This is a genomic window from Ensifer sp. ENS03 (genome assembly GCF_014852035.1).
GTDB classification, from domain to species: Bacteria; Pseudomonadota; Alphaproteobacteria; order Rhizobiales; family Rhizobiaceae; genus Ensifer; species Ensifer adhaerens.
On record NZ_JACVAV010000002.1, the window covers coordinates 189,960 to 214,622 of the forward strand.

28 protein-coding genes are annotated in these 24,663 nt (G+C 63.0%); 13 read left to right on the forward strand and 15 right to left on the reverse strand.

Annotation, left to right across the window (positions count from 1 at the left end):
- Positions 1-112 precede the first annotated feature (112 nt).
- Together IB263_RS07535 and IB263_RS07540 are read right to left on the reverse strand one after the other, a co-directional pair.
- Complete coding sequence (locus tag IB263_RS07535; RefSeq protein ID WP_134887764.1) at positions 113-856, reverse strand: polysaccharide deacetylase family protein; 744 nt, start codon at positions 854-856, stop codon at positions 113-115.
- Positions 857-1,024: 168 nt separating this feature from the next.
- A complete protein-coding gene (locus IB263_RS07540) occupies positions 1,025-3,256 on the reverse strand; it encodes an OmpA family protein (protein ID WP_192438139.1) in 2,232 nt (743 codons plus the stop codon).
- A gap of 418 nt (positions 3,257-3,674) precedes the next feature.
- On the opposite strand from IB263_RS07540, the gene IB263_RS07545 reads away from it, so the two are divergent.
- The 4 genes from IB263_RS07545 (at position 3,675) to IB263_RS07560 (ending at position 6,690) form a co-directional block, all read left to right on the forward strand.
- Complete coding sequence (locus IB263_RS07545) at positions 3,675-4,457, forward strand: ABC transporter substrate-binding protein (RefSeq protein ID WP_034795139.1); 783 nt, start codon at positions 3,675-3,677, stop codon at positions 4,455-4,457.
- A gap of 169 nt (positions 4,458-4,626) precedes the next feature.
- Positions 4,627-5,430, forward strand: coding sequence for an ABC transporter permease (locus IB263_RS07550; protein WP_034795142.1), 804 nt, complete (start codon positions 4,627-4,629; stop codon positions 5,428-5,430).
- Positions 5,427-6,257 (forward strand): ABC transporter permease, encoded by an 831-nt coding sequence (locus tag IB263_RS07555; RefSeq protein WP_060520672.1) that lies wholly within the window; start codon positions 5,427-5,429, stop codon positions 6,255-6,257. The genes IB263_RS07550 and IB263_RS07555 overlap by 4 nt, the downstream gene beginning before the upstream one ends.
- Before the next feature lie 166 nt (positions 6,258-6,423).
- Positions 6,424-6,690: an usg protein gene (locus IB263_RS07560; protein ID WP_034795148.1), complete on the forward strand. Its 267-nt coding sequence runs from the start codon at positions 6,424-6,426 to the stop codon at positions 6,688-6,690.
- Between the two features lie 69 nt (positions 6,691-6,759).
- Here the strand turns inward: IB263_RS07560 and IB263_RS07565 are convergent, their stop codons facing one another.
- Positions 6,760-7,485, reverse strand: coding sequence for a DUF2270 domain-containing protein (locus tag IB263_RS07565; RefSeq protein WP_034795151.1), 726 nt, complete (start codon positions 7,483-7,485; stop codon positions 6,760-6,762).
- A gap of 204 nt (positions 7,486-7,689) precedes the next feature.
- Between IB263_RS07565 and IB263_RS07570 the strand changes: the two genes are divergently transcribed.
- The 3 genes from IB263_RS07570 (at position 7,690) to IB263_RS07580 (ending at position 10,190) form a co-directional block, all read left to right on the forward strand.
- Positions 7,690-8,517, forward strand: a complete 828-nt coding sequence (locus IB263_RS07570) for a class I SAM-dependent methyltransferase (RefSeq protein WP_034795154.1) — start codon at positions 7,690-7,692, stop codon at positions 8,515-8,517.
- Between the two features lie 111 nt (positions 8,518-8,628).
- Positions 8,629-9,498, forward strand: a complete 870-nt coding sequence (locus tag IB263_RS07575; RefSeq protein ID WP_192438142.1) for an NAD(P)-dependent oxidoreductase — start codon at positions 8,629-8,631, stop codon at positions 9,496-9,498.
- On the forward strand, positions 9,495-10,190 hold the full coding sequence (locus tag IB263_RS07580) for a DNA alkylation repair protein (protein ID WP_192438144.1): 696 nt from the start codon (positions 9,495-9,497) through the stop codon (positions 10,188-10,190). The genes IB263_RS07575 and IB263_RS07580 overlap by 4 nt, the downstream gene beginning before the upstream one ends.
- A 15-nt stretch (positions 10,191-10,205) precedes the next feature.
- On the opposite strand, the gene IB263_RS07585 is transcribed toward IB263_RS07580, so the two are convergent.
- From IB263_RS07585 to IB263_RS07595, 3 genes are all read right to left on the reverse strand, one after another.
- Complete coding sequence (locus IB263_RS07585; protein WP_034795162.1) at positions 10,206-10,694, reverse strand: Lrp/AsnC family transcriptional regulator; 489 nt, start codon at positions 10,692-10,694, stop codon at positions 10,206-10,208.
- Positions 10,695-10,759: 65 nt separating this feature from the next.
- The gene (locus tag IB263_RS07590) at positions 10,760-11,398 is read right to left on the reverse strand and encodes a uracil-DNA glycosylase family protein (RefSeq protein WP_089044151.1); all 639 of its coding nucleotides are present in this window, start codon (positions 11,396-11,398) and stop codon (positions 10,760-10,762) included.
- Entirely contained in the window at positions 11,391-11,978 is a 588-nt protein-coding gene (locus IB263_RS07595; RefSeq protein WP_060600883.1) for a thermonuclease family protein, read from the reverse strand. The genes IB263_RS07590 and IB263_RS07595 overlap by 8 nt, the downstream gene beginning before the upstream one ends.
- Positions 11,979-12,283: 305 nt before the next feature.
- Here IB263_RS07595 and IB263_RS07600 point away from each other — a divergent pair, with 305 nt between their 5' ends.
- Together IB263_RS07600 and IB263_RS07605 are read left to right on the forward strand one after the other, a co-directional pair.
- Positions 12,284-13,819, forward strand: a complete 1,536-nt coding sequence (locus IB263_RS07600) for a HAMP domain-containing sensor histidine kinase (RefSeq protein ID WP_060585245.1) — start codon at positions 12,284-12,286, stop codon at positions 13,817-13,819.
- Between the two features lie 3 nt (positions 13,820-13,822).
- Complete coding sequence (locus IB263_RS07605) at positions 13,823-14,365, forward strand: GNAT family N-acetyltransferase (protein WP_112770891.1); 543 nt, start codon at positions 13,823-13,825, stop codon at positions 14,363-14,365.
- A 4-nt stretch (positions 14,366-14,369) separates the two neighbouring features.
- Here IB263_RS07605 and IB263_RS07610 read toward each other — a convergent pair whose 3' ends face one another.
- Together IB263_RS07610 and cobT are read right to left on the reverse strand one after the other, a co-directional pair.
- Positions 14,370-14,783 (reverse strand): diacylglycerol kinase, encoded by a 414-nt coding sequence (locus IB263_RS07610; protein ID WP_034795175.1) that lies wholly within the window; start codon positions 14,781-14,783, stop codon positions 14,370-14,372.
- A gap of 228 nt (positions 14,784-15,011) precedes the next feature.
- On the reverse strand, positions 15,012-16,028 hold the full coding sequence (gene cobT / locus IB263_RS07615; RefSeq protein WP_034795180.1) for a nicotinate-nucleotide--dimethylbenzimidazole phosphoribosyltransferase: 1,017 nt from the start codon (positions 16,026-16,028) through the stop codon (positions 15,012-15,014).
- Between the two features lie 247 nt (positions 16,029-16,275).
- On the opposite strand from cobT, the gene IB263_RS07620 reads away from it, so the two are divergent.
- From IB263_RS07620 to IB263_RS07635, 4 genes are read left to right on the forward strand one after another with little or no spacing between them, the layout of a single operon-like run.
- The gene (locus tag IB263_RS07620; RefSeq protein WP_192438146.1) at positions 16,276-17,064 is read left to right on the forward strand and encodes an adenosylcobinamide-GDP ribazoletransferase; all 789 of its coding nucleotides are present in this window, start codon (positions 16,276-16,278) and stop codon (positions 17,062-17,064) included.
- A gap of 35 nt (positions 17,065-17,099) precedes the next feature.
- Positions 17,100-17,321, forward strand: coding sequence for a DUF1289 domain-containing protein (locus IB263_RS07625; RefSeq protein ID WP_034795186.1), 222 nt, complete (start codon positions 17,100-17,102; stop codon positions 17,319-17,321).
- Positions 17,318-18,019, forward strand: a complete 702-nt coding sequence (locus tag IB263_RS07630; RefSeq protein ID WP_060520665.1) for a TIGR02281 family clan AA aspartic protease — start codon at positions 17,318-17,320, stop codon at positions 18,017-18,019. The genes IB263_RS07625 and IB263_RS07630 overlap by 4 nt, the downstream gene beginning before the upstream one ends.
- Before the next feature lie 56 nt (positions 18,020-18,075).
- Positions 18,076-18,765 (forward strand): hypothetical protein, encoded by a 690-nt coding sequence (locus tag IB263_RS07635; RefSeq protein ID WP_060584982.1) that lies wholly within the window; start codon positions 18,076-18,078, stop codon positions 18,763-18,765.
- A 15-nt stretch (positions 18,766-18,780) separates the two neighbouring features.
- Here IB263_RS07635 and IB263_RS07640 read toward each other — a convergent pair whose 3' ends face one another.
- The 7 genes from IB263_RS07640 to IB263_RS07670 all read right to left on the reverse strand — a co-directional run bounded on the left by IB263_RS07640 (position 18,781) and on the right by IB263_RS07670 (position 24,518).
- Complete coding sequence (locus IB263_RS07640) at positions 18,781-19,542, reverse strand: ABC transporter permease (protein ID WP_034795209.1); 762 nt, start codon at positions 19,540-19,542, stop codon at positions 18,781-18,783.
- Positions 19,539-20,465, reverse strand: coding sequence for an ABC transporter ATP-binding protein (locus tag IB263_RS07645; protein ID WP_034795212.1), 927 nt, complete (start codon positions 20,463-20,465; stop codon positions 19,539-19,541). Before IB263_RS07645 ends, IB263_RS07640 begins: the two co-directional genes overlap by 4 nt.
- Positions 20,466-20,571: 106 nt before the next feature.
- Positions 20,572-21,057 (reverse strand): YeeE/YedE family protein, encoded by a 486-nt coding sequence (locus tag IB263_RS07650; RefSeq protein WP_192438148.1) that lies wholly within the window; start codon positions 21,055-21,057, stop codon positions 20,572-20,574.
- Positions 21,054-21,461 (reverse strand): YeeE/YedE family protein, encoded by a 408-nt coding sequence (locus IB263_RS07655; protein ID WP_192438150.1) that lies wholly within the window; start codon positions 21,459-21,461, stop codon positions 21,054-21,056. Before IB263_RS07655 ends, IB263_RS07650 begins: the two co-directional genes overlap by 4 nt.
- A complete protein-coding gene (locus tag IB263_RS07660) occupies positions 21,458-21,790 on the reverse strand; it encodes a metalloregulator ArsR/SmtB family transcription factor (protein ID WP_034795232.1) in 333 nt (110 codons plus the stop codon). The genes IB263_RS07655 and IB263_RS07660 overlap by 4 nt, the downstream gene beginning before the upstream one ends.
- A gap of 614 nt (positions 21,791-22,404) precedes the next feature.
- Positions 22,405-23,640, reverse strand: coding sequence for an extensin family protein (locus tag IB263_RS07665; RefSeq protein ID WP_192438152.1), 1,236 nt, complete (start codon positions 23,638-23,640; stop codon positions 22,405-22,407).
- Positions 23,641-23,966: 326 nt separating this feature from the next.
- Positions 23,967-24,518 carry a Kazal-type serine protease inhibitor domain-containing protein gene (locus IB263_RS07670; RefSeq protein WP_034795236.1) on the reverse strand — a complete coding sequence of 184 codons (552 nt, stop codon included), beginning with the start codon at positions 24,516-24,518 and terminating at the stop codon, positions 23,967-23,969.
- Positions 24,519-24,663 lie beyond the last annotated feature (145 nt).

The following is a 24,663-nucleotide window of genomic DNA, read 5'->3' on the forward strand; positions in this document are numbered from 1 at the left end:
CGACGAGACATGAACCGCCGCGGAGGCCGCGCCGCATTCACGGCCCACACTTGCGGCTTACGCCAACGGCCTCGGCGTGCGGATATTTTCCGGTATCAGCCGTTGCTGGCGGTCAGTTCGTCGCGCCGACGGTCATTTCGTCCGGAATGTCGTTCAGTCGGACGAAGCTGTAGCCCTTCGCCTTGAGGTCGAGGATGCCGCGGGCAACGCCGGCGCCGGCGGAATGGGTCGGTTGGTTGATATGGGCGATGATGACGTCACCGTCCTTGGCGGCGCGAATGCGCTTCTCCGCCATCGCCGCACCCAGCAGCGAGCCACCATCACCGTTCACCGAGTAGCCGGCGATGCGGTAGCCCATGGCGCGGATCTGGCTCATCGACGAATGGGTGTATTTGGCCGTCGCGCCGCGAAACCACTTCGGCGCCGGCAGGCCATGCGCCTTGATTGCGACAGCACCGCCATCGACTTCGGCGGTGACTGCCGCCTCGGAGCCGGCTGCCGCGATGCCATAGACGGAAATCTTCACGTCGATCGGCGGCACGTGCATGGCGCCGTGATCCTCGATCTCGAATAGATCCGGATGCGCCTTCATCACCTCGACGACGAGGCCGTTGCGCTTCAGCCAGCGCGCGGTGACGAAGATCGTCGCGGGGATGCGGTTTTCGATCAGTGTGCCGAGGATGCGCATGTCGGTGGCGCCGCTGCAGGCGTCAAGCGTCAGCGCCACCCGCGGCGCTCCGCCCTTTCCCTCGGGATTGGCGGGCAGACGCAGATCCGGCTCGACGAGCCCGGGCGCGGCGATGGCCGAATGGGCGAGCGTGGTGGCGGCAACAAGCGCGAGGGAAAAGGCTTTCATGGCAATCCGAGGAAGAAAAATCTGGGAAGGAATGTCAAACGACGGAAACCCGCCTTTTGCGAGGCGGGTTTCCTGGTCTTATCCGGGCAGTCCTGCCCGAAGCTTGATCCGCCCAGCGCCAATCATTTTGGCGCTGGGCGCGCCTTGTTAGCGCTGCGCGAAGCCCTGTTAGCGCTGTGCGACCGGGCGAACCAGCGGGGTCACACGGCGAATGGTGACGCGACGGTTCTGCTGCTCGGCGTCCTGGGTGCGAACCTTCAGGAAGCGCTCGCCATAGCCCTGGGTCGCCAGGTTTTCCGGCGGAATGCCGTAGACCTCGGTCAGCAACGAGGCGACCGATTCGGCGCGCTTGTCGGAGAGCACCAGGTTTGAGCGGTCCGAGCCAACGGCATCGGTGTGGCCTTCGATGAAGAAGGTTTCACCCGGGTCCTTGGCGAGGATCTTCTCCATCGCGGCTGCGACCTTGCGCATGGTCTTGGCCTGCGACATCGACACTTCGGCGCTGCCCGTCGGGAAGGTGATCGTGTCGAGGTCGACGCGGCGCACCTTGTCGCGCAGGCGGGCGGAGTGGCGGACTTCGTCCATGGTGTAGACGCGCTCGACACGCTCGACCGGCGGCTCGGCCAGGAACTCGTAGTAGTCGCGATCCGGATCGTCGGAAACGTCGACGATGTAGTCACGAACCGGGATGCGCAGGCGCATCGGCGGCAGTTCGTAGCCGACGTCGATGATCGCCGGACGCGGACCCTCGTCACGCTCGGGCGCATAGATCATCAGGTATTCGTTGCCGTCGCGGTCGACACGCGAGCGCTGCAGGATGTCGCCGTAACGGTTGTAGACGGTGACGATCCGGTAGCCGCCCGGACGCACGATGGTTTCGCGGGTACGACCGCGCGGAAGCTGATCGTAGTAAGTCTCTTCCGCATCGTAACGCAGGCGCGGACGGTCGTCGCCACGCACGAAGATCTGGTCGCCGACACCGAGGATCACCCGGTTGTCGACCTGCTCGACGATCTTTACCTCAGTGATGTTGTTGGTGATGTTGTTGACCGTCGTGTTGTTGTTGATCACCGTGTTGTTGATAACAGTGTTGTTGACGATGTTGGTCGTCTCCGGAACCACGAAGACCGGAGCCTCATCGACGCGCGTACCCTTTTCGTTGAGGTTCGCTTCGATCTTCTGCGGTAGGTCGGCCGGCATCTCGGCAGCGATCGCAGCCTGCGCTGCGGCATCGTCGGCCGGCGGCGGGGCGTCCTCTTCCTTGGCGCGCAGTTCTTCACGCAGCTTCTGGCGCTCTTCGCGCGCCTGGTTGCCGCCGGCATTGTCGGCGTCCTTGTCGCTGTCGAGCACGGCAGCACCGTTTTCGACCGGCAGGACGACGGTTTCGTCGGTCGCGGCCGGATCATCGGCGATCTTCACCTTCTCTTCTTCCGTGCGGGTGTCGACCACTTCCGGAGCCGGCTGCTGCACCTGCGGCTGCTCGGCCGTTACTGGCTGCTCCGTGCCGGGCACGGGCTGACCTTCGCCGGTCTGCGGCTGCTCGGTACCCGGGACCGGCTGTCCCTCGCCCGTCTGCGGCTGTTCTGCACCAGGCACCGGCTGGCCTTCGCCGGTCTGTGGTTGTTCCGCGCCAGGCACAGGCTGGCCCTCGCCAGTCTGCGGCTGCGGCTCGACGGCGGGAGCGGTTTCGCCACCGGCCTTCGGCTCTTCGGCAGCCTTCTGCTCTTCAGCGGCCTTCTGCTCTTCGGCAGCCTTCTGCTCTTCAGCAGCCTTCTGCTCTTCAGCAGCCTTCTGTTCGTCAGCGGTCTTCTGTTCGTCAGCGGCCTTCTGCTCTTCGGCGGCCTTCTGCTCTTCGGCGGCCTTCTGCTCTTCGGCTGCCTTCTGCTCTTCAGCAGCCTTGCGGGCAGCATCTTCCTCAGCAGCCTTCTGCTGCTCGGCAGCCTGACGTGCCGCTTCTTCTTCGGCAGCCTTCTGCTGTTCGGCAGCCTGACGTGCGGCTTCTTCTTCAGCAGCCTTCTGCTGTTCGGCAGCCTGGCGCGCAGCTTCTTCCTCAGCGGCCTTCTGCTGCTCGGCGGCCTGGCGCGCTGCCTCTTCTTCAGCGGCACGCTGCTGCTCGGCGGCCTGACGGGCAGCCTCTTCCTCAGCAGCACGCTGCTGCTCGGCAGCTTGGCGTGCAGCTTCTTCTTCAGCGGCGCGCTGCTGTTCGGCAGCCTGACGCGCGGCTTCTTCTTCCGCCTGGCGCTGCTTCTGCAGCAGCAGTTCCTCGTCGGATTGGCCACCGCCCTCCTGTGCAACCTCGAATGGCTTCATCAGGCTGTCGGCCACCGCGGGCGGAACCGCCACGGACACCGACAGCACCGGCAGCGCGACGGTCGCGAACAGCTTGGATCGAATCGACATTTTGTCTTCCTTCCTCTTCCTGGGAGGTCCTGGCCCGCATCCTCTCGTCAACCTGTGACACGCTGAAGAAGAGAATGCGAACACGAATACTTACGGGGCCTTGACCCAAGGTTTCGGCTTTTTTGTGTTGGCCGCGAGACGCGCGGTCCAATGCAACGCCCAAACCGCGAACCGGTTCCTTGACAAGGGCTAGCGGAGGCAAGATTAACCGCCGCTGAACGCTCCGTTCATGTTTCTCCCACACGGAAAACCACAATCATCGGTCGAAACTTGATTCCCGTTGAGCGCCTTCGCTTTCCTGTTGATTTTTAGTGGAAAAGAGTACGAATATCGCCACAACCGGCGGCAGACGCCCCGGCTGAAATTGGCATCCGCGAAAAACAACAATGCCGGATGTCGACCAACAGAGAGGACTATCATGCGTATTTCCAAGCGGCTGGCAGCCGCCGCATCGGCTGCCGTTTTCGTGCTCATGGCAGGCTCGGCCATGGCCGACGGCGAAAAGGTCGTGATCGGCACGGAAGGCGCTTACCCGCCCTTCAACAACCTGGAAGCGGACGGCACGCTGACGGGCTTCGACATCGACATCGCCAAGGCGCTGTGCGTGGAAATGAAGGCCGAGTGCACTTTCGTGACGCAGGACTGGGACGGCATCATTCCGGCGCTCATCGCCAAGAAGTTCGACGCCATCATCGCGTCCATGTCGATCACCGCCGAGCGCAAGGAAAAGGTCGACTTCACCAACAAGTACTACAACACCCCGCCGGCAATCGTCGTGCCGAAGGATTCGCCGATCACCGAGGCAACCGCAGCCGCCCTTCAGGGCAAGGCGCTCGGCGCGCAAGGCTCGACCACCCATTCCAACTATGCCGAAGCGCATATGAAGGGTGCCGAAATCAAGCTCTATCCGACGGCTGATGAGTACAAGCTCGACATCGCCAACGGCCGTATCGACGCAGTCATCGACGACGTCGTCGTGCTCTCGGAATGGCTGAAGACCGCTGACGGCGCCTGCTGCAAGCTGCTCGGCACCCTGCCGATCGACCCCGTTATCAACGGCGACGGCGCCGGTATCGCGGTCCGCAAGGGCGACGATGCGCTGCGCGAGAAGTTCAACAAGGCGATCGAGGCGATCCGCGCCAACGGCAAGTACAAGGAAATCAACGAAAAGTACTTCCCATTCGACGTTTATGGCAGCTGATTGACGGTTTCCGGTGCGAATCCATAGTGAATCATGCCGGAAAAACGTCGGTTGATGCGAAAATTGCAACGGCGGATGGCTTGCCCTTCCGCCGTTTTTGTTTGACAAGTGCCTAAAACAAAGCGCGATCGATACGCATAAAAACAGCGCAAAAGGGGAAATCTCTGACATGAGCGGGTTGTTTGCCGGCTTCTATTCCATCCTCTCCTGGATCGGATCGATCGTCGATCCATTCTGCGGCCCGGTCGGGGTCTTTACCTGGCTCGCACCTGGCACGCTTCTCGCCTGCGGTGACACCGGATGGGGCGACGATATCGCCCACGGCTTCGTCATTACCGCGAGCCTTGCCATCGCAACGCTGCCCGTCGGCCTGTTGATCGGCTTCTTCATCGCGCTGGGCAAGCAGTCCGAAGAGCGCACGGTTCGGCTCGCGTCGAACATTTACACGACGATCTTCCGCGGCCTGCCCGAACTGCTGACGCTCTTCATCGTCTATTACGGCTTGCAGATCCTCGTTCAACAACTGCTGGCATCGCTCGGCTACGACGGTCCGGTCGAGATCAATGCCTTCTTCGCCGGCATGATCGCACTCGGCGTCGTCTTCTCCGCCTATTGCTCGGAGGTGCTGCTGTCGGCTTTCAAGGCCATCCCGCATGGACAATACGAAGCCGGTGACGCCCTTGGCTTGCATCGCGGCCGCACCATGCGCCTCATCATCCTGCCGCAGCTCGTGCGCATCGCCCTGCCCGGTCTCGGCAATCTCTGGATGGCGCTGCTCAAGGACACCGCCCTCGTCTCGGTCGTCGGCCTGACCGACATCCTGCGCCAGACCGGCATTGCCGCCCGCGTGACCAAGCAGGCCTTCGAATTCTACGGTGTTGCCTGCGTGCTCTTCCTGATCCTCGCGATGATTTCCTCGATCGTCTTCTCCTACATTGAACGGCGAACCAAACGTGCGGAGATGGGCCGATGAGTGTCGTTGCAACGATGATCCCGCCGCAGGCGCCGCCGCCGGTTCCGCCGAAGCCCTACACGCTCACCCGCTTCGTCGGCAGCGTTGCGCTCGGCATCTGGCTGGCACTCGGCGTCGGTATCTTCCTGACCGTGGTCGGCGGCTGGGATCCGGACAAGTTTGCCAAATACGGCCCGCGCTTCATCAACGGCCTCGGCGTCACGTTGATGCTGGTCGGCCTTTCGATCGTCATGGGCGCCATCCTGTCGCTGCCGATCGCCTTTGCCCGCATGTCGAAGAACAAGGTCCTGTCGTGGTTCGCCTACGGATACGTCTACTTCTTCCGCGGCACGCCGCTGCTGGCACAGCTCTTCCTCATCTACTACGGCCTCGGCAGCTTTCGCCCGCAGCTGGAAGCGGTCGGCCTGTGGTGGTTCTTCCGCGACGCGTGGAACTGCGCGATCTTCGCTTTCACGCTCAACACTGCGGCCTACCAGGCGGAAATCCTGCGCGGCGCGATCGAGAGCGTGCCGCGCGGCCAGCGCGAAGGCGCTGACGCGCTTGGCCTTCCCCAGCGCGTCGCCTTCTGGAAGATCATCCTGCCGCAGGCAATGATCGTGGCGCTGCGCCCCTACGGCAACGAGATCATCCTGATGATCAAGGGCTCGGCGATCGTCGCGATCGTCACCGTCTTCGATCTCATGGGCGAAACCCGCTATGCCTTCTCGCGTACCTTCGACTTCCAGATGTATATCTGGGCAGCCATTCTCTACCTCATCATGGTCGAGATCCTGCGCAACATCTGGAGCCTGCTGGAAGCGCGGCTGACCCGCCATCTGAAGCGATAGGCTTTCTACGTCGGTTTCGAACAAAGCTTGGCAGCACTCCCTAAGAGAGGCTGCCAAGCTTTTGTTATTTCACGAGAAAGTTTCACTTCGGGACAAATATTAGCCCTTGATTAACAAATCAGGCGTTTCATCATAGGGACCAACCTTTGCGAGAAGTGAGGTCCACATGACGAACGAGATGGAACTTCAGCTCAAGGGCTACGGACTGACGACGGCGCAGATCCTCTACCACCTGCCCGACCATCCGGCCTTCCTGCAAACCTATATCTGGCAGCACTACGACATTGCGCCGGACTTCCCCGAAATGCGCAGCTTCCTGAAATTCTGGGAAGAGAAACTGGACGGGCCGCTGCATTCGGTGCGCTACGTGCACCGCAAGCTGATCTCGGCCACCGAATGGCGCGCACTGAAGGGCGAGCTCATTCTGCACTGAGAGCCGCCGACGGCGACCGCTCTCTGTCACCAGGAACCCTGGATCGGCGAGGCGTGACGCCCGGCGCCCTCAGACATGCACCTCCCCATGCGCGAGTTCGCCTTCGCGCGGCTCCTTGTGCAGCGAGCCGTAGAGCACCAGCCCGTAAAACACGATGACACCAACAATCACCGGCCAGCCGGGCAAGGGACCGAGGGCCGCATTCTGGGCGACGTCCATCCAGGAGCGCACGTGGCCGAAGGGCTCGCCATTGGTGGAGATCTTCGGCGAGGAAATCTTCAGCGCCCAGGCAAGCAGCAGGATCAGATACATCCAGCAGTAATTGCGCTGCAGCCGGCGGCAAAGCGCCTCGCGGTAGCTCATCAGGAAAGCGGGCTTGCGCAGGCTCTTGGCGATCGACGCCGCCCAATTGAGGTTCGGCGTGCCATCGGGCGCCAGGATCTGGGCGAAGTAGCCGCGCTCCAATTGCCGTACCCGGGCGCGATAGACGTCGAAGAAGCGATAGCGCCGGGCTTCGATCAGGAGCAAGAGCGTAATCAGCAGCATGGCGAAGAGCAGCACGCCATGATGCGACGACGGTGTCGACAGCGAGACCGAGAGCAGCGCCGCAACGACGGTGATTGCCCAGTTGGAGGTCCGGTCGATGCGGTCGCGCCAGCCGGCCATGCGCCCCATTTCGCCGCGATAATAGTGTACCACCGCGTTGATCTGCTCCTGCGACGTCTGCGGCAAGGGCGGGCCTTTCGGCTCCTTCGTTTCGGCGCTCAAGATCAGCGGCCCAAGCTCGGCGGACATCGGCATTCCTCCCGTCTTTTCTTATGCTTGCGATGATGACTCCTTTCCTGTTGCCGATAAATCCCGATGGCGCCGCATGGCGACGTTTTTCGTCCGGAAGGCCAAGGAAATCCTGCCACTGACCTCCAAAACGCCAGATCCACGCCCGCAAACCTTTCGCCGACGGCGATTGCCAAAAACCGGCTGCGGACGTAAGAAGCGCCCATGACCCAGAAAAGCACGAAAATCGACGAGGAAGCGCTGGCCGAGGCCTATAACCGCGCCCTCTCCCTGGAAAAGTCCGGCAAGTTCGATGCCGCGGCGCAAGCCTATGCCGAAGTGCTGGCGCTCGATCCGGAAGACCACGGCGGCGCTGCCGTGCGACTGGCCTCGATGGGACGCGGCGAAACGCCGGTGAAGGCGCCCGATGCCTATGTCGCCACGCTCTTCGACCAGCATGCCGAAGTCTTCGACAACGTGCTCGTCGACCAGCTCGGCTACTGCGTGCCGCTCCTCGTCCGCCAGCGCCTGCAGGCGCTTGAACTCGGCCCCTTCGACCGCGTGCTGGATCTCGGCTGTGGCACGGGCCTGACCGGCGGCGCGCTCCGCGACATGGCCGAAGACATCACCGGCGTCGACCTCTCCGAAAACATGGTCGAGATCGCCCACGAAAAAGACCTCTACGAGACGCTTTACGTTGCAGAGGCGGTCGACTTTCTCGACGACAACGACGACGAGCCCTTCGACCTGATCGTCGCCACCGACGTGCTTCCCTATATGGGCGCGCTCGAAGCGCTGTTTTTCGGCGCGGTCGACAACCTCGTCCCGGGCGGCCTGCTGATCTTCTCCAGCGAAACCCTGCCCGCAGAGACCTTCGCCGGCCGCAATTTCATGGTCGGCCCGCACCAGCGCTTTGCCCATGCCGAGAGCTACCTGCGCGACCGTCTCGCCGCCACCGGCTTCGAGATCGTCGAAGTCGGCGACATCACGGTGCGCCTGGAAGAAGGTGAGCCGATCGCCGGACATCTGGTGGTCGCGCGCTTCAAGCCCTGATCGGGCCATGACAGCATCATGAGAAGGGAGCATCGCACGATACCCCTTCTCTCTTTTCCGCACCCGCGCCATCGGCTACACCAAGGCGAAAGCAATGGGAGTATTCGGAAAATGGCAAAGGTTGCATTCATCGGTCTCGGCGTCATGGGCTACCCCATGGCCGGTCACCTCAAGGTCCGCGGCGGTCACGAGCTGACGGTCTATAACCGCACCTTCGCCAAGGCCGAAAAGTGGGCGGCCGAGTTCGGTGGTCGCGCGGCGCGTACCCCGGCAGAGGCCGCCGATGGCGCCGATTTCGTCTTCTGCTGCGTCGGCAACGACGACGACCTGCGCTCTGTAACGACGGCCAAGGACGGCGCCTTCGAAAAGCTGAAGGCCAACGCCGTCTTCATCGACAACACCACGGCCTCCGCTGAGGTCGCCCGCGAACTCTACGAAGCGGCCAAGGCCCGCAATGCCCACTTCGTCGATGCCCCGGTCTCCGGCGGCCAGGCAGGCGCCGAAAACGGCGTTCTGACGGTGATGTGCGGCGGCGACGAAGCCGCCTTCGATCGCGCCAAGCCGGTCATCGAAGCCTTTGCCCGCATGGTCGGCCTGATGGGTCCGGCCGGTGCCGGCCAGATCACCAAGATGATCAACCAGATCTGCATTGCCGGCCTCGTCCAGGGGCTCGCCGAAGGCATCCACTTCGGCAAAAAGGCGGGTCTCGACATCGAGAAGGTCGTCGACGTCATCTCCAAGGGGGCAGCCGGCTCCTGGCAGATGGAAAACCGTCACAAGACGATGAATGCCGGCAAGTACGACTTCGGCTTCGCCGTCGACTGGATGCGCAAGGACCTCGACATCGTGCTCGCCGAAGCCCGCCGCAACGGCGCCAAGCTGCCGGTGACCGCGCTGGTCGACCAGTTCTACGGCGATGTGCAGGAAATGGGCGGCAACCGTTGGGATACGTCCTCGCTGCTCGCCCGCCTCGAAAAGTGAGCCTTAGCCCGTCCTCGACCGCGGGCGAGATCATCGCTCACCTGCGGTCTCTCGGCTCTGAAGACAATCTCGCCGGCATGGCACGTTTCGGTATCGTCACCGACACTGCCATCGGGCTTTCCAATATCGAGCTGCACAAGATCACCCGGCTGGTGAAGACCGATCACCGCCGGGCGCTGGAGCTCTGGCAATCCGGCATTCGCGAGGCGCGCATCCTGGCCGCCTTCACCGCCGATCCGAGAGTACTGACGCTCGCCGAGGCGCGCCGTTGGGCGGAAGATTGCAATTCCTGGGAAGTGGTCGATACCGTCGCCGACCTTTTTATTGCCGCGCGCTTCGAGCGCGAACTGATCCCGGAATTTTCAGCCGACGAACGGGAATTCGTCCGCCGCATCGCCTTTGCGATGATCGCGACGGCTGCAGTTCACCTGAAGAAAGAACCGGACGCAGCGCTTCTCGCCTGGCTGCCGTTGATCGAGCAGCATTCCGGCGACGAGCGCAACTTCGTGAAGAAAGCGGTCAACTGGGCGCTCCGGCAGATCGGCAAGCGCAACGCCGCCTGCCACGGCCCGGCCCTCGCGCTTGCAAAGCGACTGGCGGAAAGCTCGAACCGCGCCGCCCGCTGGACGGGCAAGGACGCGGTTCGCGAACTGTCGAACGACAAGATCCTGGCAAGGCTTGGCCTCGCCTGAGTCTGCTAGCTGAGGTCAGTCCTCGCTGGACTTCGCCTGGTCGATCATCATGTAGTCGAGCGGCAGCTCGGTCGTATACTTGATCTGCTCCATGGCGAAGACGGAGGAAACGTCGCGGATCTCGATCTTGGCGATCATGCGCTTGTAGAAGGCGTCATAAGCGGCGATGTCAGGCACGACGACACGCAGCAGATAGTCCACGTCGCCACTCATGCGGTAGAACTCGACGACTTCCGGAAATTCGGACACGACCTCGGAGAAGCGGCGCAACCACTCCATCGAATGGGAGTTCGTACGGATCGACACGAAGACCGTGACCTTGGTGTTGATCTTCACCGGATCGAGCAGCGCGACGCGGCGGCGGATGACGCCGTCCTCTTCCATCTTCTGGATACGCCGCCAGCACGGCGTGGTCGAAAGCCCGACCTTCTTGGCGAGGTCGGCAACGGCCAGCGTGGAATCCTCCTGCAGCAGGCGCAGGATTTTGCGGTCTAGGCGATCCATAAAAGTCCCTCTCGAATTATTTTTCCCTCTATAGCGCGAAATTGATGAAGATAAAGAAAATTGTTTCAGTTCGTGAGAACGAAAACACGTTCGCGCAAGAAGGGCAGCACGTCCGCTTCGAACCAGGGATTTCGCTTCAGCCAGCCGGTGTTGCGCCAGCTCGGATGTGGCAACGGCAGGATCGCCGGCACGGCGTTGCGCATCGCGTAGCGCCGCCAGTTCTTCACCGTCTCGGTCATCGATTTCGGACAGTCCGGGCCGATATGCCAGCGTTGCGCATAGTGGCCGATCGCCAGCACCAGCTCCACCTGCGGCATCTGCTCCATCACCCGGTGGCGCCAAAGCGGCGCGCATTCGCGCCGCGGAGGCAAGTCGCTGCCATGGGCGTCATAGCCCGGAAAGCAAAAACCCATCGGCACGATCGCGAATTTCTCCGGATCGTAGAAGCTCTCGCGATCGACAGCCAGCCATTGCCGCAGCCGATCGCCGGACGCATCGTTGAACGGCAGACCGCTGTCATGCACGCGCAGTCCGGGCGCCTGCCCGGCGATCAGGATGCGCGCCGCAGTGGAGATCACCGCCACCGGCCGCGGCTCGTGCGGCAGCCGGTCGGCCTCGCCGCGCAGCGGGCTGTCGCGACAGATGCGACAGGCCGAAATTTCCGCCCGCAACCGATCGAGTTGAGCAATGCGGTCGTCAGGCATCGGCGATACCGGAAAAAAGTGCGGTCAGGCGTTCGAGCAGCCAGCTGCGGATCGCCGCAAGCCAGCCGTCGATGAGGTGCGGCCCCTCGTCGGGATGACCGTTCGTCCGGCGCCACTCCTGCGGTTTCACGAACTCGCCGGCCCAGAGCCCGCGCTGCTCCCGTTCTGCCCTTGCCTCCTCAGCCTCATAGCGCCCGTAGCTCACCGCATAGCCCGAAAGCACCATCTCGCGCCCGACATCGCGGTTGGCCGCATCGCAAACACCGAGCTCGCGGCCGTATTTGTCGCGGCCGTGAAACCGACAGCGCACATCACCCGCCGAGACGAGCGCCCGCAATCGGTCGCGCGCCTCGCGGCCGCAGTCCCAGGCGACGCCATCGCGCCTGCAGGTCTGGTCGAGCTCCGGCGCGTCGATGCCCTCGATGCGGACGCGTTTACCGTCGATCCGCAGGCTGTCGCCGTCGCTCGCAATCGCCGCGCCCCGTGCCGAACCGGTCGCAGATCGCTCTCCGACGGGCAGCCTGTCGGCGACAAAGGCGCCGATCGCCAAGAGGATGAGAATGATCCATCCGCCGGCCATGCCGCCACGTCCGCCGGACGGCGCATGACCGCGGGACCTGCCGCGGCCCTTGGGAAACCGATATGTCGTCCGTCCGAATTTCACGCCTGCCCTAACCTCGATTGCCGCGGGACTGCCTCGCAGACCAGCGCGTCATAAACATGGTCGATTCCAAAAGATTAGAGAAGGAACCTCACATGCAGCGCGATCCATCACGACCTGAACACGGCTGCGCCACAATGGTTGTCGAATCCTTCACGCACCGCAGCAACTTCTTAAGGATTGCTCACTAGACTGAAACGCAATCGCAACCGTCGCATATGAGCATGAGTATCGCTGCCAGCACATCGACCGATAAGATTATCGTCGACAAATCGCGTAGCCATCGAAACAAGGCCGTTTCGAGGACGGTCCGCGCGACGCGTGAGCGGCTGCAGACAGGCTCGTCGGTGCCCTCGGGCTTCGAGCGCGAGATGCTCAATCTCTACATCGACAGTGCTCTGCATGGCGCGATCGCCATTCCGGTGCTTGTTACGCTGATTGCGGCGGTCGGTATCTATCTCTCCGGCAATCTCGGTTTCGTCCTCTGGGCGGTCATGACGCTCTCGGCCCATGCCGTCACGCTCTTCTTTGCGCGCAAGGCACGCCGGGAAGACATCAGCGCCGAGAAGGTTCCGGTCTGGCGCCGCCGCTTCCTGCTCGGCCAGGTGCTGATGGGCCTCTGCTGGGCGACCTTCGTCGCACAGGATTGCGCGAGCTGCGGCAACGTGCGCTTCGGCTTCTTCGAGGGCACGGTGCTGCTGGTCGCGCTTGCTGCGACCGCTATGGGCACGTTCCTGCTGCGCAATGCGCTCCTTTACACTTTCGCCCCGGTCGTGGCAGCCCTCGCCTTTGCATCGCTCACGACCGGCGACGTGATCTATATGGGGCTCACCGGCGTCATCTCGCTGTCGCTGCTCTTTCTGGTGCTGATGACGGACCGCATGAACCGCGCAAGCGTGCACATCCTCTCCGTTCAATCGGAAAAGGACGACCTGATCGCGGAACTCGAAGTTGCAAAGTCGATGTCCGACGAAGCCCGCCGGCGTGCCGAAGAAGCAAACCTCGCCAAGTCGCGCTTCCTCGCATCCATGTCGCACGAGCTGCGCACGCCGCTGAACGCCATTCTCGGCTTCTCCGAGGTGATGTCGACAGAGGTTCTGGGCCCGCTCAGCAACCCGACCTACAAGGAATACACCAACGACATCCACCGCTCTGGCGAGCACCTGCTGAACCTCATCAACGAGATCCTCGACCTGTCGCGCATCGAGGCCGGCCGCTACGACCTCAACGAGGATTCGGTCAGCCTGGTCGATATCGCCGAGGATTGCATAGGCATGGTGCAACTGAAGGCGCGCGCCAAGAACATCGCCATCCACCAGCAGTTCGAACACGGCATGCCCTCGGTCTGGATCGACGAAAAGTCGATGCGCCAGGTCATTCTCAATCTGCTGTCGAATGCCGTGAAGTTCACCAATACCGGCGGCGAAGTCACCTTCAAGGTCGGCTGGACCGCGGGCGGCGGCCAGTATCTCTCGATCAAGGACAACGGCCCCGGCATTCCCGAGGAAGAAATCCCGATCGTGCTCTCGGCCTTCGGCCAGGGCTCGATCGCCATCAAGAGCGCCGAACAGGGCACGGGTCTCGGCCTGCCGATCGTCCAGGCCATCCTCGCCAAGCACAATGGCGAATTCATCCTGCGCTCGAAGCTGCGCGAAGGAACAGAGGCGATCGCCATCCTGCCGGCGCGCCGCGTGCTCGAAAGCCTGCCGGCGATCGAGGATGTCGCAGCCCCGGTTCGCCGCCGCAAGAGCTTCGCCTGATCCATGCACATCGAAACGCAGCGCCTCAGGCTTCGGCCCTGGGAAGAACGCGATATCGCGCCTTTCGCGCTTGCCAATGCCGATCCCGAAGTCCGGCGCTACTACTATCCGGCCATTCTGACGCGCGACGAAACGGCAACGATGATTGCCGACTGCGCCCGCCATCTCGCCGACCGCGGCTTCGGCTTCCTCGCCGTTGAACGCAAATCCGATGGTGCGCTGATCGGCGGTCTCGGCCTTTCTGAGGCTGGAGACGAAATCCCCGGCGGACCGCATGTCGAAATCGGCTGGATCCTTGCCCGCCCCTACTGGCGGCAAGGATACGCGCTGGAAGCGGCGAGCGCCTGCCTGGACCATGCATGGCGCACACTCGGCCTTGCCGAGGTTATCGGCTATACCTCGCGCATCAACCAGCCTTCGCGGGCACTGATGGAAAGATTGGGTATGCGCTCGGATCCGGCCGATGATTTCGACGACGTCACGGTGCCCGGGGGCAACCCGCTGCGTCCGCATGTGCTTTATCGGGTGAAGGCGCCGGCCCGCTAGCCGGTCAGTTCATAAAGCCGTCGAAGATCACGACATAGGCGGCATAGACACCGTTGGCGACAATCAGGCAGAGGCAGGCGAAGGAGCCGAGATCCTTGGCGTTCTTACCCATTTCCGAGATTTCGGGAGAAACGCGATCGACAATTTCCTCGATTGCCGTGTTGATCGCCTCGAAGGCCATCATCAGCAGGAACAGGATCGCCATCGCCACATATTGGAAGAAGGTTGCGCCGACGATGATGAAAGCGATCATCGCGGCGGCAAAGGCGATCAGCTCGTGGCGAAAGGCAGCCTCGCCGATCAGCCGCTTGGCGCCGCCGAGCGAATAGCTCGCAGCGGCAAAGAGATGCCGAATGCCGGTCTGCTTCTCGACAGGACCCGTCTGTCCAATGCGGTGCGTGGTGTTCTTGGCGTCCATTTCGTCTCGACAGGGCTTGAAACTGTGCTTGCTTCGACATCGTGATTGAGGCGAATGCAAGGCGGTCTCGGTTGCAGGCACCCAAGACTATAGCTAGGGCGCGCATTTGCGCTTTGGATAGGCGAGAAGGACGCATCCATCAAGGCCCGGCACGCGACAGCTTCGCGCCCGTGACAGGCCTTGGACAGAAACCGGCCGGCCTTCCTGCAAAGCCCGGCCGGAACTTCACTATTCCTTGTTGCTGACGCCGGCCTGGGCAAAGGTCGCCATGCCGCTGTGGCAAGCAGCCGCCGCCTTGACGATACCGGCGGCAAGGGCCGCGCCCGTGCCTTCGCCAAGCCGCATGCCGAGTGCCAGGAGCGGCGTCTTGCCGAGCTTCTCGATCGCGCGCAGATGCCCCGGTTCGCCCGAAACATGGCCGATCAGGCAATGGTCGAGGGCCGACGGGTTGGCCGCCTTCAGGATCGAAGCCGCAGCGGTCGCCACGTAGCCGTCAATGATGACAGGTACCTTCTGGACGCGGGCGGCCAGGATGGCGCCAGCCATGGCCGCGATCTCACGACCGCCGAGGCGACGCATCAGTTCGAGCGGATCGGACAGGTGATCGCGATGCAGCGCCACGGCCTTTTCGACCGCGGCGATCTTGCGCTTCAGCACCTCGCCTTCGGAGCCGGTACCCGGACCGACCCATTCTTCGGCCGTGCCACCATAAAGGCCGAGATTGATCGCGGCCGCGATCGTGGTGTTGCCGATGCCCATTTCCCCGATGCACAGAAGATCCGTGCCGCCGGCAATCGCCTCCATGCCAAAGGCCATGGTCGCGGCGCAATCGCGCTCGGACAGCGCGGCTTCCTCGGTGATGTCACCGGTCGGGTATTCGAGTGCGAGGTCGAAGACCTTCAGCCCGAGGTCGTGGCTGACACAGATCTGGTTGATCGCAGCGCCACCGGCGGCAAAATTCTCGACCATCTGTGCGGTGACGGATGACGGGAACGGGGTCACGCCCTGGCGGGTGACGCCGTGGTTGCCGGCAAAGATCGCCACCAGCGGCCGGTTGACCACCGGCGCCTTGCCCGTCCAGGCGGCGAGCCAGAAGGCGATTTCCTCGAGGCGGCCGAGCGCACCCGGCGGCTTCGTCAGCTGGGCGTCCCGCTCCCGCGCGGCAACAAGGGCTGCCGCATCCGGGCCCGGCAGGTTGCGCAACAATTCGCGAAAATCATCAAACGGCAGGCCGCTAGCACTCATGGGAGGAATCCTTGCATCATCGTGAAGCTCTATCTACGCCCCTCATAGAGGGCGCCGAAAATTCGGGCAACGACATTTGCGCCAATCGGCGTCGCCGTCTCGATCCGCGAGCGGTCGCAGACGGCCTATGAAAGGTCTGGGAAAAGTGTGCGCGGCCCTCGCGGGTGCGCCCGTCCGGCTTGCGAGACTCGCCGCAGTCGGCGAGTTTGGCAGCGGCCGGGTCAATGGCCGCAACCTTGGAGGAGCCATGGGCTTCGTTGGCGATTTCTGTGACGATGTGGCGCGGTCGATCGGCTTTCTCAGCCGCATCCCGATGCCTGCGCGCCATTTCGAAGGTTATGACGGGCGCTTGAGCCGTGCCGTGCGCGCCTTCCCGCTCGCCGGCCTGGCGATCGCACTGCCATCGGCGGCCGTCGCCATGGCCCTCATGGCGCTGCAGGTGAGCTCGCTCTTTGCCGCCTTTGTCGTCGTCGCCATCCAGGCGCTTGTCACCGGCGCACTGCACGAAGACGGGCTTGGCGACACGGCCGATGGCTTTGGCGGCGGTCGCGACCGCGAAGCGGCGCTCGCGATCATGAAGGACAGCCGCATCGGCACCTATGCGGCCGTCGCCCTCATCCTCTCCTTCGGCCTGCGCGTCTCGGCGCTCGCCTCGATCCTGCCGCTCTTTTCGCCGCTGGGCGCCGCCATGGCGATCCTTGGCGCAGCGTGCCTCAGCCGCGCCGCCATGGTTTGGCACTGGTCGTCGCTTCCGCCGGCGCGCAGCGGCGGCGTCGCGGCCTCGGCTGGCGAGCCGGAACCGGCGGCCACGCGCTTCGCGCTTGCCTTCGGACTTCTTGTCGCAATGCTGTTCTTCTATCTCGCGCAGGTCCCGGCGCTCGGCGTCATCGCGGCGCTCGTCGCATTCCTTGCCACGGTCAAGGGCTTCGCTCGGCTGGCGATGCGCAAGATCGGCGGACAAACGGGCGACACGATCGGGGCGACGCAGCAACTGACCGAAATCGCCGTGCTCGGTGCCCTTGCGCTGACGGTTTGAAACATCGATATATCAAGGGAAAACTGAGCACGCCCATGGAATCTCCCTGCATTCTCGTCTGTTCGATCGATGACAAGACCGGCTACTGTTTCGGCTGCGGCCGTACCCGCGACGAAGTCGGACGCTGGACGCTCTATACCGATGCCGAACGCCGCGCGATCATGAGCGCGTTGCCTGCGCGGCTTGAGACCGTCGAACGCAAGCCGCGGCGCGAAACCCGACGCACGCGCATGGCGAGGGAACGCGGCGAAGCATGACCCGTCTTGCCATCCTGCTCTCGATCCTGGCCATCGGCCTCATCCTGCTGATCATCAACCACGACACCGGCCGCACCATGGGGCTTGCCAATGACCAGTTCGGGCAACTGGTCTCGCTCGGCGCCATCGCCACGCTGATCGGCGCCGGCATCCTGCAGAGCCGCCACCGCTTCGGCGAAGGCCTGCGTCAGATCGCCATCTGGCTCTTCGTCGTTCTGGCGCTGGTCTCGGCCTATGTCTACCGCTTCGAGTTGGAGGGCTTCGGCAACCGCCTGCTCGCCGGCCTCATCCCCGGCCGCGCCACCATCATCACTGACAGCGAGGGACAGCAGGAAGTGGTGCTGCAGAAGATGCTGAACGGTCATTTCGAGACCACTGCGACGGTCGACGGCAAGGACATCAGCATGCTGGTCGATACCGGCGCCAGCAACATCGCGCTCACCTATGAAGATGCGGAAAAGATCGGCCTCGACCCGGCCAACCTCAACTATATCGTCACGGTCATGACAGCCAATGGCCGGGCCCAGGCAGCCCCCGTGATGCTTCAGGAGATCTCGATCGGCCCGATCACCCGCCGCAACATCGGCGCAACGGTCGCAGCCAAGGGCAAGCTCGATCAGAGCCTGCTCGGCATGAGCTTCCTGTCGACGCTGGAGATGCTGCAGATGCGTACCGACGAGCTGCGTCTGCGCGACTGATCGGCATCGGCCCCGGCGCGCGGTCGTGCCACGCATAGAAGCAAGGGGAGCACGGCATGGATTTCATGCGACTGCTGAAGTCGATCGAGGAACTGCTCTATGAGCTCGTCTGCTGGCTGCTGTTTTATCCGCTCACCCTGTGGCGCACGCTGCGCCACCCGCAGGCGATGATGCGCTATGCCGACGTCGAGCTCGGCGACGACCTGCCGGAGCAGTACTCGGATGCGCTGAGCCCGCCGCTTTTTCTGCTGATCACGCTGCTCTTGGCGCATGGGCTGGAGCTCGGTCTCGTCAGCCGCGCAGTTCCCTGGGCGCCGACGTCGCTGCTTGCCTCCGACTCCAACCTGCTGATGTTTCGGGCTGTCGCCTTCAGCATTCTGCCTCTGCTGATGGCCGTGAAGCTCTTGCGCAACAAGGGTGCCAAGCTGACACGCGAGACGCTGCGTCCGCCCTTCTTCAGCCAGTGCTACGTCACGGCACCCTTCGCTTTTGCCATCAGCCTCGGTGGCCAATTGCTCTTGGCCGGGCACAACGCCTTCACCACTGTCGGCGCCGCCTTCGTGGTCGCTTCGATCGTCTGGTACATCGTTGCCGAAACGCGCTGGTTCATGGCCGACCTCGGGCTCTCCGCCGTGCGGTCGCTCCTCCACGTCGTGGTCACGATTCTTCAGGCGCTGCTCGCGATGGCCGTCGCCAGCACGATCATCGCCTATGCCAGTGGAGCCGTACCGGCGCTAGCACCCTGACCAGACCGACGGAAGTCAGTTACGCAGGCGGTAGCCGGTGCGGAAGATCCAGGCGAGCACCGACATGCAGACAGTCAGGAAGGCAATGATGATCACCGCGCTGAAGATCGGGTTGACGTCCGACACCTCGAAGAAGCTCCAGCGGAAACCGCTGATGAGGTACAGCACCGGGTTGAAATGGCTGACGGCCTGCCAGAAGGGCGGCAGCATCTTCACCGAATAGAAGCTGCCGCCGAGGAAGACGAGCGGCGGGATCACCAGCATGGGGATCAGGTTCAGTTGCTCGAAATCCTTGGCCCAGATGCCGATGATGAAGCCGAACAGGCTGAAGGAAATCGCGGTCAGCACGAAGAAGAAGACCATGACGAAGGGATGAGCGATCGTCAGGTCGACGAAGAGCGATGCCGTCAGGAGAATGATCGTGCCGATCATCATCCCCTTGGTCGCCGCGGCGCCGACATAGCCGAGCACGATCTCGACCATCGAGACCGGCGAGGAAAGCACCTCGTAGATCGTGCCGGTGAATTTCGGGAAATAGATGCCGAAGGACCCGTTACCGATGCACTGGGTCAGAAGCGTCAGCATCATCAGGCCGGGCGTGATGAAGGCGCCATAGGAAACGCCGTCGATCTCCTGGATGCGGCCGCCGATCGCCGCGCCGAAGACGATGAAATAGAGCGACGTGGAGATAACGGGCGACACCACGCTCTGCAGAAGTGTGCGGCGGGTGCGGGCCATCTCGAAGAAATAGATCGACTTGATCGCTTCGATGTTCATCGCCCTGCCCCCACGATTTCGACGAAAATGTCTTCCAGCGAGCTCTGTCGCGTGGAAATGTCCTTGAGCCTGATGCCGGCTTCGGCCAAGGCGGCGAGCAAGGTGGTAATCCCGGTCCGCTCGGCGCTGGTGTCATAATCGTAGATCAGACAATGGCCGTCGCCTTCGAGCGTCAGGTTGTAACCCGAGAGCACGTCAGGCACGCCATCCAGCGGATGGGCGAGATCGACGCGCAACTGCTTGCGCCCGAGCTTCGACATCAGCGCCGCCTTGTCCTCGACCAGCAGGATCTCGCCGCCGTTGATGACGCCGATGCGGTCGGCGATTTCTTCCGCCTCTTCGATGTAGTGTGTCGTCAGGATGATCGTCACGCCCGAGGCGCGCAGCCGCTCGACCACGTCCCACATGCTTTTGCGCAGGTTGACGTCGACGCCGGCCGTCGGCTCGTCGAGGAAGAGGACCCGCGGCTCATGCGACAGCGCCTTGGCGATCAGCACGCGCCGCTTCATGCCGCCCGAAAGCTCGCGCAGCATGTTGTCCTTCTTGTCCCAGAGCGACAGGTCCTTCAGCACCTTTTCGATATGGGCGGGGTTCGGCTTCTTGCCGTGCAGCCCGCGGGAGAAGGTGACCGTATTCCAGACGGTTTCGAAAGCGTCGGTGGTCAGCTCCTGCGGCACGAGCCCGATCATCGCGCGGGTCTCGCGGAAATCGCGCACAACGTCGTGCCCCCCGACCATCACCGTTCCGCCGCTCGGATTGACGATACCGCAGATGATCGAGATCAGCGTCGTCTTGCCGGCGCCGTTCGGCCCGAGCAACGCCAGGATCTCGCCTTCCTCGATATCGAGGCTGACGCCCTTCAGCGCCTTGAAGCCGGAGGCATAAGTCTTCGACAGATTGGAAACGGAAACGATTGGCGCCATGAAAACTGATCCGGAAGGAGGGGCAGAGTCTTGAGGTCCCGCCCTATATGGGACAATTCATTCCGATTTGCAGCCGGCTGGAATGAAAAAACAAGATGACTGTGCGTCAACGCGGCTGAGACAGTCCCGTATCGGCGCCCGCTCCGGCCGATGTCTGCCTCGGGAGCTTGCGGTCAACCAGCCGGTCATGGACCAGCATCCCGGCCAGCATTGCCACCACGAAGAGGACCGTGGCCGGCAAGCCAAGCGACAGCGAGGCGAGCGCCGGGCCCGGGCAAAGCCCGACCAGCCCCCAGCCGACGCCGAAGATCGCCGAGCCGACGATCAGTCGCCGGTCGATGACCTGATTGTTGGGCAGATGAAAGGTCCCGTCGAACAGCGGATGTTCCAACCGGCGCGTCACCAGAACTCCGAGCGCCGAAACGAAGACAGCGCCGCCGAGCACGAAGGCAAGGCTTGGGTTCCAGTTGCCGGTTATGTCAAGAAAAGCCCGCACGCGGGCCGGATCGAGCATTCCCGACAGCGAAAGACCGAACCCGAATACGACGCCGGAGACGAGCGTCGCGGCAAGGCGGAGCAAGGCGCTGTTCATGCGAAGAAACCCGCAACGAAGACCGTGACGATCGCCGCTCCCATGAACGTGGCGACCGCGGCGATCGAGCGGCGCGACAGCCTTGCAAGCCCGACAACGCCATGACCGCTGGTGCAGCCCGAGCCCATGCGCGAGCCGAAGCCCACCAGCAGGCCCCCAACCACGAGAAGCGGCCAGGAGGCCGTCACAGTCACCGACGGCCAGGCATCGAAAGTGAGGCGGTACAACGCCGGTCCGGCAATCAGCCCCAGTACGAACAATGCGCCCGACGAAGCCTGTACGCCCTGCAGCAGCCGCCCTGCGATGCCACTGATGCCGGCCACCCGGCCAGTGGCCACCATCAGGATCGCCGCCGACAGGCCAATCAACAGCCCGCCTACCAGCGCATTCCCGTATTCATTCATGCTTTTGAACCATCTCGACAGAAGATCTGATAGAGCGAGCCGACGAGGCGCGCCACCTTGTCGTGGCTGAGCCGATAGAAAACCTGCTTGGCCTGCCGACGGGTCGCGACAATGCCGGCATCCCGCAACACCGTCAATTGCTGTGAAAGCGTGGGCTGGCGAATGCCCAGCATTTCCTCGAGCGCCGCGACAGAATGCTCGCCTTCGAGCAGCGCGCTCACGATCAGCAACCTGTTGCGGTTGGCAAGTGTCCTGAGGATTTTAGAAACTTCGGCGGCATGCACAGCCATATCGCTGCGCATCCCCGGAAATTGCATGACCGTTCCCATTTCGTCCTCCTGTGGCGTCAAGGAGTGAGTAGGGCCCCCAATGCTTGCAGCGGCCAACCAGACACTATCCAAGATTGTTATACGAAATAATATAATATCGTATTACTTATTACAAAACCAGACGAAACGGAGAGATCGGCACGGCCTCGCCAACCCGAGGTTTTCTCATCTGCAGAAAAACATATAGAAAATTCAGTCTGTTACAATTGGATCCGAAAATGCCGGGAATCGCCATATTTGGGGCAACCGATCGGAACGCGACCCGGACGAGTAAAACCTAAAGTATAATACTACTTATTTAGGGAATCAGGTCGATTCGCAGATCTTCGCCGACAGCCGGCCAGGAACGCACTCGAACGAAAGCCGGCGCAAGATTTGCTCGGCCGACCACAGCAATCACGCCCAACTGTCACGAAACCGTGACGCTCTTCGATCAGTTTGCAACGCGCGGGCCGCAACATCGCCCTTTGATTTGCGCTCGTGATTTGCAGGCCGGAGCCTCCCCCTTTTGCTCCGGTCGTTGGGCCGGCCTCCCCGCCGGCCTCTTTTTTTTGCCGGCTTCCGAGCTTCGATAGCCGGCAGCTGGAAACCACTGGTGCCAACCGGCTGAACACCTAATCGCAGTGCCGATAACCGGTCTTGCGCGTCCTCAGGTCGAAGTGGAAATGGTCCTTGTGGAACGGGTCGCTGCCCGGGCCGAGCACGGTGTTGAAGTACTTGCAGCTGTCGGAACGCACGGCCTTCAGCAATGCCTTCTCGCGGAAGGCGAAGAAGCCCTTCTTGCGCACGTCGATTTCCTTGCCGTTCTTCAGCACGAACTTGCCGACATCGATGGCGTTGCCGCGCGCGTGTTCCGACATCGGATTGCCGCGACGCGAATTCATCGTACGGCAGGAGTAGCCGCCAAGCGGTTTGATCGTCTTGATGCCGGACCAGTAGCGGTAGCGTGACGACGGGGCGAGTTCGTACTTCACCCACTTCGCGAAAGCCTCGGTCACCTCGCAATTGAGCTTGACCGCCGGCTTCACACCGATGCCGCCGGACAGCCCGCTGAGTTCGATCGGATAGTCGATGCCGCAGGACGGACCGTTGCTGATGCGCGGAATGTCGCGGAAGGTGACGCCGAGCTTTTTCAGGCGCTGGCGGCAAGCAATCTCGGAACCGGGCATCGCGCCGGTATATTCGGGCGTCGACATCGGATTGTTGGCGCGCGGCAGGAAGGCGACCTGCTGCGGCTCCTGCGTGCGCTGAAGGCGCTGCTGTTCCATGGCGCGGGCGAGCTGCGCCTGTTCGGCGGCCATCTTGTCCGGCGACAGCGGCGGCAGATCCGGGTCATAGCCAAGGTTCGCTTCGGCCGGCGCGGCGCTGTTTGCACCGCCGAGTTGGCGCACATTCTCGTCACCAATGCCGCCGACCACCGGCTGGCTGGCATTGCCCTCGGCAATGTCGTTGCTCTGCTCTTCCGCAAGCCCCACCACCGGCTGCTCCACGCCGAGCATCGCATCCATGTTGACGCCCTCTTGGGGAATAGCGCTCGAGCCGGCGCTTGCCGGCTGCGCGCCCGTCGCCACCGCCTCGTCGCTATCGAGCATCGGAAGCGCGCGGCGCGTCTGCTGAGGCGCCGCGTGCTGCGGATTGGTCTGGAAGGTCGAGGGCTGCGTGGCGGCCGGATAGGCGGCCACCTCCTCTGCCGGCACGGCATCGACAGGAACCGGCCCGATCGACCCGACCCGCGCCCCGCCATCGATGCGGCCGGGCGGCGAAAGCGCGTCATCGGTCGAGCAGGTGACGAGCGAAAACGAAAGAACGAGCGCCGTCAGCGGGCGATGGAGACGAGTAACATAGGCCATACCGAACTGCGCCTTCCTCCAGGCGGCCCGAAAAAGACCACCGTCATCGCCCCGCTGCCCCTGCCGCCGCCACCGCGTTCAATTGGCACGCAATGGTTGCTACAGCACCTGCAATTGCTGCCTTTTGCCTGTGTCGCAAACCGGGCACAGCGGACATAAAGCCTGATTTGCCTGGCATTTTATTCAAATACGGTAAACGAAGGCTTGCGCGCCAACCGCTGGAAATGGGGTGTCCGCGCTGCGAATGGTCCATCCATACCGACAAAAAAGAGCCCGCGTCCTCGTCGGACGCGGGCTCGCATGCTGAAGGCGTGATCGCTTAGGCCTTAGCGGCACTCGCCGCGATGGACGATCTGGAAACCGGCACCGCCCGCCTCGCAGGCGTTGGAGAAGGTTTCGATGCGGCTGCCACGCTGGCCGCAGACCGGGGCATATTCGCGGGTGCAGAACTGGCCCTCGGATGGACGGTCGTCCTCCCTGCGGCATTCGCCGCGGCCGATCACCTGGAAGCCCTCGGAACGCGCCTGGCAGGCGTTCGAGAAGGTCTGCGTGCGGCGGCCGCGCTGGCCACACACCGGATTGTATTCCATCGTGCAGGCCTGCGGCTCGCGATCCGGCGGGCGATAGTCCGGACGGCACTCGCCGCGGTGGATGACGTTGAAGCCGTCGGCGCGCGCCTGGCAGGAGTTCGGGAAGCTGCGCATACGATTGCCGCGCTCGCCACAAACCGGCGCATATTCCATCGTGCAGGCCTGCGGGCGCGTGGGCCTCGGCCCCGGCCGCGGCTCGTCGACGACGACGGTACAGGCGGAAAGAAACCCGAGCGCCAGCATCATGAGCGCGATCGGCCGGGTCAGAAGTAGTTTGAGAAGTGCCATGGTGTCCCCTCTGGTGCAGCGGCCGGCAACCGGAGCGACGCCCCGTCGAACACCTCCCGCTTCTCGCGTATCTATCCCCGGCGGTGCTGAGGTCAAGACGGAGAATGTCTCCGTGCACGACAACCGGTGTGACGATGGCGGCACC